Origin of the sequence: Streptomyces sp. NPDC014676 (assembly GCF_043084105.1) — a bacterium.
Classification (GTDB): Bacteria; Actinomycetota; Actinomycetes; order Streptomycetales; family Streptomycetaceae; genus Streptomyces.
This window is the reverse complement of the sequence record NZ_JBIBZI010000006.1, coordinates 20030-32751: the sequence shown is the minus strand read 5'-3', so window position 1 is coordinate 32751 and position 12722 is coordinate 20030. Positions and strand designations below refer to the sequence as shown.

General features: G+C 72.5%; 10 protein-coding genes. 3 read left to right on the top strand and 7 right to left on the bottom strand.

Features of this window, described 5'->3' with window-relative positions; translation table 11 throughout:
• Positions 1-5 precede the first annotated feature (5 nt).
• The 3 genes from ACF1DX_RS18200 to ACF1DX_RS18190 all read right to left on the bottom strand — a co-directional run bounded on the left by ACF1DX_RS18200 (position 6) and on the right by ACF1DX_RS18190 (position 4219).
• Positions 6-1739, bottom strand: coding sequence for an LCP family protein (locus ACF1DX_RS18200; RefSeq protein ID WP_391792170.1), 1734 nt, complete (start codon positions 1737-1739; stop codon positions 6-8).
• Positions 1740-1999: 260 nt separating this feature from the next.
• Positions 2000-3193, bottom strand: coding sequence for an LCP family protein (locus tag ACF1DX_RS18195; RefSeq protein WP_391792169.1), 1194 nt, complete (start codon positions 3191-3193; stop codon positions 2000-2002).
• A 264-nt stretch (positions 3194-3457) separates the two neighbouring features.
• Positions 3458-4219, bottom strand: a complete 762-nt coding sequence (locus tag ACF1DX_RS18190) for a TIGR03089 family protein (protein ID WP_391792168.1) — start codon at positions 4217-4219, stop codon at positions 3458-3460.
• 129 nt (positions 4220-4348) lie between these two features.
• On the opposite strand from ACF1DX_RS18190, the gene ACF1DX_RS18185 reads away from it, so the two are divergent.
• Together ACF1DX_RS18185 and ACF1DX_RS18180 are read left to right on the top strand one after the other, a co-directional pair.
• Positions 4349-5746: a peptidoglycan recognition protein gene (locus tag ACF1DX_RS18185; protein WP_391792167.1), complete on the top strand. Its 1398-nt coding sequence runs from the start codon at positions 4349-4351 to the stop codon at positions 5744-5746.
• 96 nt (positions 5747-5842) lie between these two features.
• The gene (locus ACF1DX_RS18180) at positions 5843-6925 is read left to right on the top strand and encodes a sugar phosphate nucleotidyltransferase (protein WP_391792166.1); all 1083 of its coding nucleotides are present in this window, start codon (positions 5843-5845) and stop codon (positions 6923-6925) included.
• 715 nt (positions 6926-7640) lie between these two features.
• On the opposite strand, the gene ACF1DX_RS18175 is transcribed toward ACF1DX_RS18180, so the two are convergent.
• Genes ACF1DX_RS18175 through ACF1DX_RS18160 form a run of 4 tightly spaced genes read right to left on the bottom strand, consistent with a single transcriptional unit; the run spans position 7641 to position 11530 of the window.
• Positions 7641-8642 carry a DNA-3-methyladenine glycosylase family protein gene (locus tag ACF1DX_RS18175; RefSeq protein ID WP_391792165.1) on the bottom strand — a complete coding sequence of 334 codons (1002 nt, stop codon included), beginning with the start codon at positions 8640-8642 and terminating at the stop codon, positions 7641-7643.
• Between the two features lie 54 nt (positions 8643-8696).
• Positions 8697-9998 carry a coenzyme F420-0:L-glutamate ligase gene (locus tag ACF1DX_RS18170; protein WP_391792164.1) on the bottom strand — a complete coding sequence of 434 codons (1302 nt, stop codon included), beginning with the start codon at positions 9996-9998 and terminating at the stop codon, positions 8697-8699.
• Complete coding sequence (gene cofD, locus ACF1DX_RS18165; RefSeq protein ID WP_391792163.1) at positions 9995-10954, bottom strand: 2-phospho-L-lactate transferase; 960 nt, start codon at positions 10952-10954, stop codon at positions 9995-9997. The genes ACF1DX_RS18170 and cofD overlap by 4 nt, the downstream gene beginning before the upstream one ends.
• Before the next feature lie 33 nt (positions 10955-10987).
• Positions 10988-11530 (bottom strand): cysteine dioxygenase, encoded by a 543-nt coding sequence (locus tag ACF1DX_RS18160; protein WP_391792162.1) that lies wholly within the window; start codon positions 11528-11530, stop codon positions 10988-10990.
• A gap of 716 nt (positions 11531-12246) precedes the next feature.
• Here ACF1DX_RS18160 and ACF1DX_RS18155 point away from each other — a divergent pair.
• On the top strand, positions 12247-12510 hold the full coding sequence (locus tag ACF1DX_RS18155) for a WhiB family transcriptional regulator (RefSeq protein WP_003975777.1): 264 nt from the start codon (positions 12247-12249) through the stop codon (positions 12508-12510).
• Positions 12511-12722 lie beyond the last annotated feature (212 nt).

The following is a 12722-nucleotide window of genomic DNA, read 5'->3' as shown; positions in this document are numbered from 1 at the left end:
TCAGGTCACTTGGCGCACTCGACCTTGTCCGCCGTGGACTTCTGGACCCCCTCGGGGGTCTTGCCGGAGGTGGCGTTGAACTTGACTCCGGCGCCCTTGAAGTCCTTGCCGAGGGTGAGGGTCATGGTGGGCAGGCCCTGGGAGTTGGTGACGCTTTCGCCGGGTTTCATGGCGGATCCGGACAGGCCGAGGATGTCGGCGAGGCGGCGGGCCTGGTCGGCCTGGTCGGGGGCGTATTCGAGGGTGGTCTTCTTCAGTTCCGCGGGGGCGTTGCCGGCGTTCTCGGACTTGGTGACGCCCGCCTCGAGCTGGAGGTAGTTGAGTTCCTTCGAGGCGCTGCCCGAGGGGGCGCCGCCGTTGAGGACGCGGACGCGGACCTCGGAAGGGTCGGCCTTGGTGCCCTTGAGGCGGGCGGCGACCGCCGCGGCCTCCTTCTTCTCCTTCTGCTTGACCTCGGTGAAGGAGACGTCGTTCGCGATCATGTCGAAGACCTGCCGGGCGGGCGCCTCCCTGAGGACGACCGTCGCCTTGACCTTCTCGGCGGGGTTGTCGTCCACCGGCACCGTGGCGAAGGTCAGGTTCTTGGTGTTGAGCTTGCCCAGCTCCAGACCGAGGTCCTTCAGCTTGCCGATGCTGTCCAACTGGGAGTCGACGGTCAGCGCCTCGGTGCCGGCCTCGGCGAGCTTCAGCATCTTGGACGGGCTGGTGAGCGTGTCGTTGGACTTCAGCTTGCGCATCAGCGAGCTGAGGAACTGCTGCTGGATCTCGATACGGCTCAGGTCGCCGCCGAAGCCCACCGAGTGCCGGGTGCGCACGAAGGCCAGCGCCTGCTCGCCCTCGATGGTGTGCTTGCCCGCCGACAGCTTCAGATGCGAGTCCGGGTCGTCGATGTCCTTCGCCAGACACACCTCGACCCCGTCGACGGCCGTGGTCAGCGTCTTGACCGCGTTGAAGTCGGCCACCATGAAGTTGTCGGGGGTCACACCGGTCAGCTCGGTGACGGTCCGCATGGTGCAGCTGGGCGTACGGCCGTCCTGGCCGAGGCTCGTGTTGAAGCGGGCGCCGGTGGAGCCGGGGATGACCTTCTCCGTCCCGTCCTCCTGCGTGGTGGGGCAGTCGGGGATGTCGACGATCAGGTCGCGCGGGATGCTGAGCGCGGTCGCGTTGGAGCGGTCCTTGGAGACGTGCAGCAGGATCGTGGTGTCCGCGTGGCCCTCGCTGCCCTTGTCGCCGTAACCCTCGTTGCCGTCACCGGTGCGCTTGTCGGTGCCGATCAGCAGGATGTTGATGGCCTTGTCCTTCTGGAAGCCACCGGTGCCCGCGCCGTCGTCGGGGAGGGACTGGATGTTGTCGTTGAGGTGCTCCAGGTAGAGGTAGCCGCCGACGGCGGTGGCGAGGACGACGAACGCCATGGTGCCGCCGGTCCACAGCAGGACCTTCCTGCCCCGCGACTTCTTCTTCGCCTTCTTCGCCGGCCGGCGTCCGCGCCGTCCCGGTGCCGGTTCCTCCGGTGCCGTACGGCGTCGCCGCTGGGGCGGGACCTCACGGCCGGGCGCGGCCGTACGGCGGCCCCTCGCGCCCTCGGTGGTGTCACGCGGGGCGGACCTGCGCGGTCCCGGGACGGCCGGCCGCGGTGCGGAAGGGGGCAGTCGCAGTTCGTATTCGCCGGTGTCCGGATTCAGTACCCACTGATCCGCGGGATCGACGTTCTCCGTCCGCTCACGTCCTTGCGCGTCCACGCCTGTCCGCACCCTTCGTCGGGGCCATGAGGTGCGCCCTCCCCTCCGGACGCCCGGTCTCGGTCTTCCCGGTGCGCGCTCCTCCTCACGGCGGGGCCCGACGGGCACCGGCGCACCGGACCGTCACATTAACCGCCCGGTTCGTCGCGGGGCGACGTCGGCCTTGAATTCTCAGCTTCTTTACAGCGGGCAATGCGTGCATTTCCTGAACCAAGGGCCCACTGTCCCGAGCGGCTCTTTTGCCGGTCTTGGGTCTCGCTTTACCCACAGATGTCCTCGGCGGCGGAGTTGCCGGAGAACGTGGGTGCCGGAGACACCCCGCCGGGACCGCCGTCCGGTGCGGGATCCCGCGCGGCCGGCGCGACCGCCACGGGCCGGTCCGCACGCAGCCGGGCGAACAGTTCCTCCGCCGCGGGCTGTGCGAGCTGGTCACGGTTGACGTCCCCGCTGTACGGCTCCCGGGGAACGGTCAGGAACCGCACCCGCGCGGTGGGGATCTCGCGCAGCCCGCGCGCGAGGTCGTACAGACCCCGCAGGCTGGCCAGCTCCGGATCGGTGGTGAGCGACGAGGTGGCCGCGTCCAGGACGGGATACAGCTTCACCGGGTTCAGCAGGACGTCATTGCCGCTCACCTTGTTGACGAGCGCGCCGAGGAAGCGCTGCTGCCGTTCCATACGGCTGGTGTCGCTGCCGTCGCCGAGGGTCTTGCGGGCCCGGACGTAACCGAGCGCCTGCTCCCCGTCCAGCGTCACCCGGCCCGCCGGCAGTCTCAGTCCGGCGTCCTCGTCGTCGACGGGCTCGCGCAGGCACACCTCGACACCGCCCACCGCGTCGACCATCTCCTTGAAACCGTCGAAGTCGACGACGACGTGGTGGTCGACGCGGATGTCCGTGAGTTTCTCGACGGTGCGGATGGTGCAGGCGGAACCGCCCACCGCGAAAGCCGAGTTGAACATCGTGAACACCGGCTCGGAACGCGATCCGTCGGGGCGGCGGCAGCCGGGCACGTCCACCATCAGGTCCCGGGGGACCGACACCGCGGTGGCGCTGCGCCGGCCCGCCGACAGGTGCAGCAGGATCACGGTGTCCGAACGCTCCGTCCCCGCGTCCCGCCCGTAGCGGGCGTTCTCCTCCCCGGAGCGCGAGTCCGAGCCGATCAGCAGGATGTTCCGGGCGTCCTTGGCGAGCGCCGTGGGCCGTTCCTCCTCGAACCGCGCGAGTTCGGCGGCCGCCGCCTCGTCCGGGGTGATGTTCCCCTCCAGTTTCCTGTACACCGCCCACCCGGCACCCGCGGCCGCGAGCAGGACGACAACGACGGCGAGCCCGGTGCCGCGCGCCCAGCGCCGCCGTCGGCGCCGGGCCCGCCCCCGCCCGCTCGCCGAGGACCCCGTCCCCGGACCGAGGGCACGGCCGTCCCCCGGCTGCGCGGGGGACGCGCCTGCGGTGTCACTCATGACCGGGTCCACCCCTCACTGCGTACGGCGTGCGGTGATGCCGTTGCGTACGACGATGACCCGGGGCGGCGGCCGGGGGCGGGTGGTGGTGCGCCGGACGGGGGAGGGGGTGGGGCGGACGGGGGGTGTTGCAGGGGGAGGGTTCCGGCGGGGTGGTGTCTTCCGCGGTGCGGTGGGTGGTGGGGCGTTTCCGGGGATGACGGGTGGCGTGTTTCCCGGGGCGGGGTGGTGTCCTCCGCGGTGCGGTGGCGGGTGGCGGTGCCGTTATCGGGCGATGACCGTCGCCCGTTCGCTCTCCACCCGCTTGTCCAGGGCGTCGTCCCCGAGGCGGTCCAGGTTGCGGCACAGCACCACGGAGCCGCCGGTCGCCAACGGCCCGTACAGGCCCGCGTTCAGGCCCTCCCACGTGTCGTACGGCCGCCCCGACAGGATCCGCGAGCCGGGGCCGGTCAGACCGAGCTCCGGCGCCTCGGCGCGGGCCCGCTCGACCACCTCCGCCCCGGTGAACTCCCGGCCCGCCACGATCAGCGCCGGCTCCTCGGGGTCGACCGGCGCGTACGGCACGAAGCGGTCGCCCTGCCCCGGTACCTCGACGGCGTAGTCGGCGAAGCCCTCCGGCGGCTGCGGGAAGCGCCCGCCGAGCGGCCTGAGCGCCAGCGCGATCCTGGCCCCCGAGCAGGCCCGCGCGGCCTCCAGCGACTTAGGGTCCGGCCCGCTCACGGCCACGTCCGCCGCCGCCGGGTCCCCGGCCACGTCCGCGACCACGCCCACCGACGCGCACGCCAGCAGCCAGACCGCCGTCTGCCAGTGCGCGGGCAGCAGCAGGGCCACCCGGTCGCCGGGCTCCACGGACAGCTCGTCCTGAAGGAGATTGGCGGTCTTGGCCACCCAATTGGCGAAGGTGGCCACGGACAGTTCGACGCGTTCGCCCGTGGCGTCGTCGTAGAAGGTCACCAGGGGGCGTCCCGGGTCCGCGGCCAGCGCGGAACTCAGCAGGTCGGCAGGGGTGCGGTCGGTGGCGTTCACCCGCGCAAGCGTACGCGGACCCGCCCGCGCGCACCGCCCGCCCGGGGCACCGGTTCGGGGGAACGCGCCCCGACGGACCGTCAACTCCCGGATGGACAGATTTGTCTGACTGTGTCCAAGCTCAGGGGCATGCGTGGAATTCTTGCTTCCTCAATCGGTGTCACCTGCGCCGCCGCCCTCGCCCTCCCGCTCGCCCCGCCCGCCGCCGCGGCGGACGCGAGACCGGCGCCGACGGCAGAAGCGGCCACGCGCGCAGCGATGACGGCCCGGCCCGACATCCCCGGCAGCACCCAGTCGCTGCCCCTGAGACCCCTCACCCGTGACCGTGCCTCCGGCGCCGCCGTCCTCGGCCTCGCCCCCCGGGCCGTACGGCCCTTCTCCCTCCTCGGGGTCGTCTGGGACGACCCCGCCGCCGAACTCCACGGCCGCGTCCAGGTCCGCACCCGGGAGGCCGGCACCGGCGCCTGGTCCGACTGGCGGGACGTCGAGACGCACTACACCGACCACGGGGCCGACCCGGGCGGCGCGGAGGGCACCGCGGACGGGGTGCGCGGCGCCACGGCACCGCTGTGGGTGGGGGAGTCGGACGGGGTGGAGATCCGGGTTCTGCCGGAGCCCGGCGAGGACGAGGACGAGGACGAGGAGGAGCGCGGGGGCACGGGGGTCGACGAGCCCGGGGCCGACGACCACGCGCTGCTGCCCTCCGGACTGCGGCTCGACCTCGTCGACCCGGGGGACGGGATCCTGGAGGGCCCGCGCACCGGCGTCATGGGCGCCGAGGCGACCGCCGCCTCCGCGGCCAACTCCGCACTCGCACCGCTCGGCACCCTGGAGATCCCCGCGCTGGACGGCGAGCGGACCCGGCAGGAGTACCTCGCCCTGCGCGGAGCCGACCTGACCGAGCAACAGCGGGCCAAGCCCTACATCGGGCCGCGCCCCGCCATCGTCACCCGGCGCGGCTGGGGAGCCGACGAGAGCCTGCGGGGGAAGCGGTTCGTGTACACCGGCAAGGTCAAGGCGGCCTTCGTGCACCACACCGCCTCCGGCAACGACTACACCTGCGCGCAAGCCCCTTCGCTCATCCGCGGGTTCCACCGCTACCACGTACGGAGCCTGGGCTGGCGGGACATCGGCTACAACTTCCTCGTCGACAAGTGCGGCAGGATCTACGAGGGCCGGGCCGGGGGAGTGGCGAAGCCGGTCAAGGGGGCCCACACCATGGGCTTCAACACCAACACCACGGGCATCGCGGTGATCGGTTCCTACGGCTCCGAGAAGCCGTCCTCCTCCACCGTGAAGGCCATCGCCCGGCTCACCGCGTGGAAACTCGGACTGCACGGGATGAATCCGCGCGCCAAGACATATCTGAAGTCCGCCGGTGGCAATCTCTACCGAAAAGGTAAGAAGGTACGACTGAACGTGATCTCCGGTCACCGGGACGGGTTCAACACCTCGTGCCCAGGGGGGAAGCTCTACAAGAAGCTCGGCACCGCGCGTTCCACGGCGGCCCGCTACCAGGGCCGCTGAGGCGGGCCGGGCGCTCCTTCCTGCCGGAGCCGGTCTGCATACACTGGCCGGCCGAAAGACAGTTCGGCCGGTCCCGGCAGGAAGCAGAGACGACAGGTGACAGAAGCGATCCTCCTGGTCGGCGGCAAGGGCACGCGACTGCGTCCGCTCACGGTGCACACGCCCAAGCCCATGGTCCCGGCGGCCGGGGTGCCTTTCCTCACGCACCAGCTCGCGAGAGCGAGGGCGGCGGGCGTCGAGCACATCGTCCTGGCCACGTCCTATCTGGCCGAGGTCTTCGAGCCGTACTTCGGTGACGGGGCGGCCCTGGGGCTGCACATCGAGTACGTGACGGAGGAGGAGCCGCTCGGTACGGGCGGCGCCATCCGGAACGTCGCGTCCCGGCTGCACTCCGGGCCGGACGAGCCGGTGCTGATCTTCAACGGGGACATCCTGACGGGGCTGGACATCCGGGCGCTGGTGCGCACCCACGAGACGACCGGCGCGGACGTCTCGCTGCACCTGACGAAGGTGACCGATCCACGGGCGTACGGGCTGGTGCCGACGGACGCGTCGGGGAGGGTGCTCGCCTTCCTGGAGAAGCCGCAGACGCCGGAGGAGATCGTCACCGACCAGATCAACGCGGGGGCGTACGTCTTCCGCCGGTCGGTGATCGACACGATCCCGGCGGGGCGGGCGGTGTCGGTGGAGCGGGAGACGTTCCCGGGGCTGCTGGCGGCGGGGGCGCATCTGCAGGGGATGGTCGACTCCACGTACTGGCTGGACCTGGGGACCCCGGCGGCCTTCGTACGGGGGTCGGCGGATCTGGTGCTGGGGCGTGCGCCGTCGCCGGCGGTGCCCGGGCGGTGCGGGGACCGGCTGGTGCTGCCCACGGCGACCGTGGCACCGGGCGCGAAGCTGGCGGGCGGGACGGTGGTGGGCGAGGGCGCGTTCGTGGCGGAGGGCGCGCGCGTCTTCGGCAGCACGATCCTGCCGGGGGCGGTCATCGAGCCGGGCGCGGTCATCACCGACTCGCTGATCGGTACGCGGGCACGGGTGGGTGAACGCTCGGTCCTCACCGGCACGGTCATAGGCGACGGCGCGACGGTGGGCCCCCACAACGAACTCCGCGAGGGCGCCCGAGTCTGGTGCGACGCGACGATCCCAGCGGGAGCGGTCCGCTTCTCCTCGGACCAGTGACACCTGCGGGGCGGCTTTCGGTCCGGTGGGATGCGTGTCTTATGCCCGCAGGGCGGCTTTAGGCCCGGTGGAGTGCGTGTCTTGTGCCCGCGGTGCGGCTTTCGGCCCGGTGGGTGGGATGCCTGCGGCGCCTGTGCGGCTTCGGTGGGGGCGTGTGCAGCGCCCATGGCCGGTGGGTGGGTCGGGGCCGCGTCGGGGGTGTCCGTCCTCGGACTGGCGCGATGGGGTTTCTTGGTGAGGTCGGGGGTGCGGACGCGCCAGCCACTGCGGGCGGCCACCCCCGCTCCGTCCCCTCCCCGCCGTACGCGACTTCAGCCACCGCCGCCCCCGCCTTCCGCGGGCAGTCGCTGCCGCTCCCCGCGCTCCCGCGGGCAAGTCGTGCCTCCCCCAGTGCCTCAAGGGCCTGGGAGGTGCCCCCAGGGCGGCACGGGTGGGCGGTGGGGGTACCTCCCGCTCATGGGGGTCCCCCCGCTCGAGCGGAGTCGAGAGTGGGGGAGAAGCCGAGAGTGGGGGAGGCACCCCGTAAGCGCCGGGCTGCGCGAACACCCCCCGGCCACAGCAACGCGGGGCACCCCGCAACGCGCCGGGTCGCGCAGACCTACCCCCGGGCCACAGCAACGCGCCGGGTCGCGCAGACCCCGCTCCCGGCTCACAGCAACGCGGGGCACCCCGCAACGCGCCGGGCCACGCCTCAAAACACCGGCCCGGCCACCCCTCAAAGCCGCCCGATATCCCCGTACGGCATCCGCGGCGCCCGCCGCCCCGGCACCCTCCCGCTCAGCAGAATCAACCGCGCGGCCCGATGCCGCTGCCCCGCATACGGCTCCAGCAGCGACAACATCACCGCGTCATCCGCGTACCGGTCCCCCGCGAGCGCCCACCCCACGATCCCCGGCAGATGCAGATCCCCCACGGTCACCGCGTCCACCGCCCCATGACTGCGCTGCACGGTCTCCGCCGACGTCCACGGCCCGATCCCCGACACCAGCTCCAACCGCGCCTGCGCCTCAGCGGCGGGCATCCCCACCGCCTCCTCCAGCCGCGCGGCGACCCGCACCGCCCGCAGAACCGTCGACGCCCGCTTGTCGTCGACCCCGGCCCGGTGCCACTCCCAGGAGGGAATCAGCGCCCACGTCCGCGGCGCCGGCATCACCGACATCCGTTCCGGCGCGGGCCCGGGTGCCGGCTCCCCGTACTTCCGTACCAGCAGCCGCCACGCCCGGTACGCCTCACCCGTCGTGACCTTCTGCTCCAGAATCGACGGGATCAGCGACTCCAGCACCAGCCCGGTCCGCGTCAGCCGCAGTCCCGGACGCCGGTGCCGGGTCAGCGCCAGCAGCCTGTGCCGGGGCACGAAGGCGGACGGGTCGTCGGCGGCGCCGAGCATCTCCGGCAGCCTGTCCAGCAGCCAGTCGGCGCCCGGCCCCCACGCCTCCCCCCGGATCTCCCCGGCACGCCCCGTCACCCGGAGCGTCCCCGGGCCCGCCGGCGTCAGGCTGGCCCGCCACACGGAACCGTCCGGCAGCGCCCGGAACGTCGGATCACCGGGCCCGCGCCGCAGCGGCCCGAGGACCAGCCCGAGGTCCAGGGGACCCTCCGGCACCCACGTCCGTACGAGGGCCGGAGCCGGCGCCCGCCGGGGGACTCCCCCGGGCACGGCGACATGCCCGCCGCGCACCGTCGTACGAGTCGGGCGGGGTGCGAAACGTCCTGCCACGAGAGATCCCAGGGGTGGAAGTGAAGCCGGGCCTCTATGAGGGTAGGCCCAGCCTCACCGCACCTCGATGAAACCGCCCGCGTCCCGCTCCGGCCGCGGGCGCGGCTCCTCCGCCGGATGGCCGACCGCCACCGCGCCCATCGGGTCCCAGTCCGCCGGCAGGTCCAGGACCTCGCGGACCACTTCGCGGCAGAACATCGTCGACGACACCCACGCCGAGCCCAGCCGCTCCCCGGCCAGCGCGACCAGGAAGTTCTGCACGCCGGCGCCCGCGGCGACCACGAACATCTCCCGCTCCGCGCCGTCCCGCCGCGCGTCCCCGTAGGTGTGCGAACCGTCCATGACCAGGCAGGGGACGACCAGGTACGGCGCGTTGCGCAGGACGTCCCCGCGGCGGACGCGCTTGGCGATCGACTCCTCCGTCTTTCCGTCGCGGCGCAGGTCCGCGATCCAGGCCTCGCGCATGGCGTCCAGGAGACGGGTGCGGGACCCGGGCGACTCCAGCAGCACGAACCGCCACGGCGTGGTGTGGTGCGGGGCCGGCGCCGTGACCGCCGCGGCCACCGCGCGGCGTACGGCTCCGGGGTCCACCGGCTCGTCCGTGAAGGCCCGTACCGTACGGCGCTGGGTCACCGCCTGGCGTACCGCCTCGGACGTGCCCAGGCGGAACATGTCGCCGCGCGCGCCGCGGACCAACGCCCGCGCGCCCTCGCCGTCGTCGGCCGCCACCAGGTGCGGCAGTCCGCGGACCACGGCCACCGGCAGGCCGGACGCCTTGCCCTTGACCAGGTCGCCCGCCGCTGCGAGTTCGTCGGCCGTGGCGACGACCGTGGCGCTGAGCGGATTGCCGTACGCGTCGGTGCCGCCGCGCAGGTCGTCCAGCACCCGGACGCCCGCCGCGCCGATCGCGACATCGGTCAGTCCCGCGCGCCAGGGGCGGCCGAAGGTGTCCGTGACGATCACGCCGACCTCGACGCCGAGGGCCTCGCGCAGACCCGCGCGGATCGCCCGCGCGGACGCGTCCGGGTCCTCGGGCAGCAGCAGGACCGTACCGGCGGGGGTGTTGGAGGCGTCGACTCCGGCCGCGGCCATGACCAGGCCCTGCCGGTTCTCCACGATGCGCAGGGAGCCGCGCCGGGCCACCACGCGCACCGTCTCCGCGTCGATCGCGGCCTCCCGGTCCGCCGCCTCGACGATCCGGCCCTCCGCCTTGGAGACGATCTTCGAGGTGACGAGGAGGACGTCGCCGTCGGACAGGTCCTGTGCGGCGGCCGCGATCAGCTTGGCCAGGTCGTCGCCCTCGCGGATCTCGGGCAGGCCCGCCACGGGCCGGACCCGGTAACCCGTGCCGTTCATGCCGCGCGCACCTCCTCCGCCAGCGCCAGCGCCTCCCGCGCCATCCGCGCGGCCGCGTCGACGTCGGTCATCATCAGCGGCACGGCCCGGCAGCGGATCCCGGCCGCCTCGACCCGCTCCACACAGCCCGCGTCGACCGTGTCGACCAGCCAGCCGTCCAGCAGGCCCGAGCCGTAGTGCTCGGCCACCGCCGGGGCCGTGGACTCCACGCCGACCGCCGCGAGCACCTTGTCGGCCATGCCGCGCACGGGCGCGTCCCCGACGATCGGTGACAGGCCGACCACCGGCACGCCCGCGTCGGCGATCGCCTCCCGGATGCCGGGGACGGCGAGGATGGTGCCGACGGAGACCACGGGGTTGGACGGCGGGAAGAGGATCACGTCGGCCTCGGCGATCGCCTCCAGGACACCCGGCGCCGGCTTCGCCTGCTCCGCGCCGACCGGCACGACCGCCTCGGCGGGGACGGAGGCACGCAGCCGCACCCAGTACTCCTGGAAGTGGACCGCTTTGCGCTCGCCCTCCAGCTCGACGGCCACGTGCGTCTCCACGCGGTCGTCGGTCATCGGGATGAGGCGTACGCCGGGCCGCCAGCGGTCGCAGAGCGCCTCGGTCACCGCGCTGAGCGGGAACCCGGCGCCGAGCATCTGCGTCCGCACGATGTGCGTGGCGAAGTCCCGGTCGCCGAGCCCGAACCACTCCGGGCCGACGCCGTACGCCGCGAGCTCCTCCTTGAGGTGGAAGGTCTCGTCGGTCCGCCCCCAGCCCTGCTCCTCGTTGATGCCGCCGCCGAGCGTGTACATCACCGTGTCGAGGTCCGGGCAGACCTTCAGCCCGAAGAGGTGGATGTCGTCCCCGGTGTTGCCGATGACCGTGATGTCCGCGTCCGGCACGGCCCGCTTCAGACCGCGCAGGAAACGGGCACCGCCGATGCCGCCTGCCAGAACCACAATGCGCATGGGTCCATCCTTGCAGGCCGCTACGACATCGCGTCAGGCAGTCACCGGGCCGGGCGCCGTGCGCGCCTCGCAGTGGGGGGCGATGGGGGTCCCTCCGGTCGAACGAAGTCGAGACTGGGGGAGCATGGGCATCTCGGTCAGGCCCGGGTAGTAGATGTGCAGGCTGACCGCGGGTTCCAGGGTGTCGTTGACGACCTCGTGCACGTAGCCCGGCGCGAACACGCGCTGCGCGCCGGCCGTCAGCGTGCGCGTGCCGCGCTCCGTGCGCTCGGTCAGGGTGCCGTCCAGGACGGTGAGCACGCCGGAGGAGCGGCCGTGGTCGTGCGGTCCGCTGCCCTGGCCGGGCACCCAGGAGAGCAGCCACACCTCGTAGCCGGGGCCGGTGCGCAGCCGGTGGTACCAGCGGCTGCCGGCGTCGTACTCGACGAGGTGCTCCCACTGGGAGCGGTCGGCGGCGAGGGAACGGGCCAGGCCGGCGAACTCGGCGACGGTGGCCGGGTGCTCGCGCGGGGGCTGGAGCAGGTGCGGGACTTCGAGGATGTCGCCGGCGATCTGGAGGTCGCTGTCGCTGTTCATGGATGCGGAGGTTCCTTGGCGGAGAAGCGGTGGGGGGTGCGGGTGTCGCGGCGCGTCACGCCCGGGTCGCGGGCGGCGGCGAGAGGTGCCCCGGTGGGAGCGAAGGAAACAGCGGCCGAGTCGGTGACTCAGCGGCGGCTGGAGCGCGTTGGACTCAACAGCCGGAACAGAGACAGCTACAGCGAGCGCGGGCAGCACCGAGGAACCCGGCGGAGCGGGTCGAGGTGAGTGCCGAATTCGCGAGCATGCCCACTAGGACAGCGGTTCACTCCTCCACTGTCAACTCGGCGCCCGGTATGTGGGACATGGTTCACCTCATCCGGTTCATCTCGCAGGTGAAAGGTTTGCTCAGCCGCTTCCCGGGACACATGGTGCCCACGGCCGGGTGCCCCGCACGCCGTTGCGATCCCGTGATCCGACTGTGATCCGGTTCGCTTCGGTGCGGGTGTCGGAACGAGATCGATCCCCGGGGCGTCCTCCCCGTAGAGGCTCTGCGTGGGGCCGGAAGCCCTTACGGGTCCCGTACGCGTGTCAAGGTTTAGGACGATTTGAACACTTTCCGCTCGGCCTTGGTTCCGCAGAGTGAATAAGGGGCTCAATAGCAGATCTCGGCTTGACTCGCCCGGAGCAGCACACTTGTAATTTCACTCGTGTCGTTCAGCCGGAATCGGTAACGGCTGGATCACGGGGACGCGAAAGACGGACGAGGGGCGCACATGACCGAGCTGGTGCAGCAACTGCTGGTCGACGACGCGGACGAGGAGCTCGGCTGGCAGGAGCGCGCACTGTGCGCCCAGACCGACCCCGAGTCCTTCTTCCCCGAGAAGGGCGGCTCGACCCGGGAGGCCAAGAAGGTCTGCCTCGCGTGCGAGGTCCGCTCCGAGTGCCTCGAATACGCCCTCGCCAACGACGAGCGCTTCGGCATCTGGGGCGGCCTGTCCGAGCGGGAGCGCCGCCGGCTGAAGAAGGCCGCCGTCTGACGGGCCGGCACATCGCCGCCGTACGCACAGCACGCGCGCCACTTCGTACATATGTCACTCAAGGCCCGTCGCGGGTGGGTTGTCCACAGGCGGCGGGCTTCCGCACCCGCCCGTCGTCCCTCATCGAGACGCTCCGCGCCGCCCCGCTCCATCTGCCGATAGTGTGGTCGCTCGTCCGAGACGCCCCGCTGCCCCCATCGGGCACAGGCGTT

Excerpts from the sequence above, each read along its gene's own strand:
- ACF1DX_RS18195 (WP_391792169.1), bottom strand. The coding sequence starts at position 3,193 with ATGAGTGACACCGCAGGCGCGTCCCCCGCGCAGCCGGGGGACGGCCGT.
- ACF1DX_RS18185 (WP_391792167.1), top strand. The coding sequence starts at position 4,349 with ATGCGTGGAATTCTTGCTTCCTCAATCGGTGTCACCTGCGCCGCCGCC.
- ACF1DX_RS18170 (WP_391792164.1), bottom strand. The coding sequence starts at position 9,998 with ATGAACGGCACGGGTTACCGGGTCCGGCCCGTGGCGGGCCTGCCCGAG.
- cofD (WP_391792163.1), bottom strand. The coding sequence starts at position 10,954 with ATGCGCATTGTGGTTCTGGCAGGCGGCATCGGCGGTGCCCGTTTCCTG.
- ACF1DX_RS18160 (WP_391792162.1), bottom strand. The coding sequence starts at position 11,530 with ATGAACAGCGACAGCGACCTCCAGATCGCCGGCGACATCCTCGAAGTC.
- ACF1DX_RS18155 (WP_003975777.1), top strand. The coding sequence starts at position 12,247 with ATGACCGAGCTGGTGCAGCAACTGCTGGTCGACGACGCGGACGAGGAG.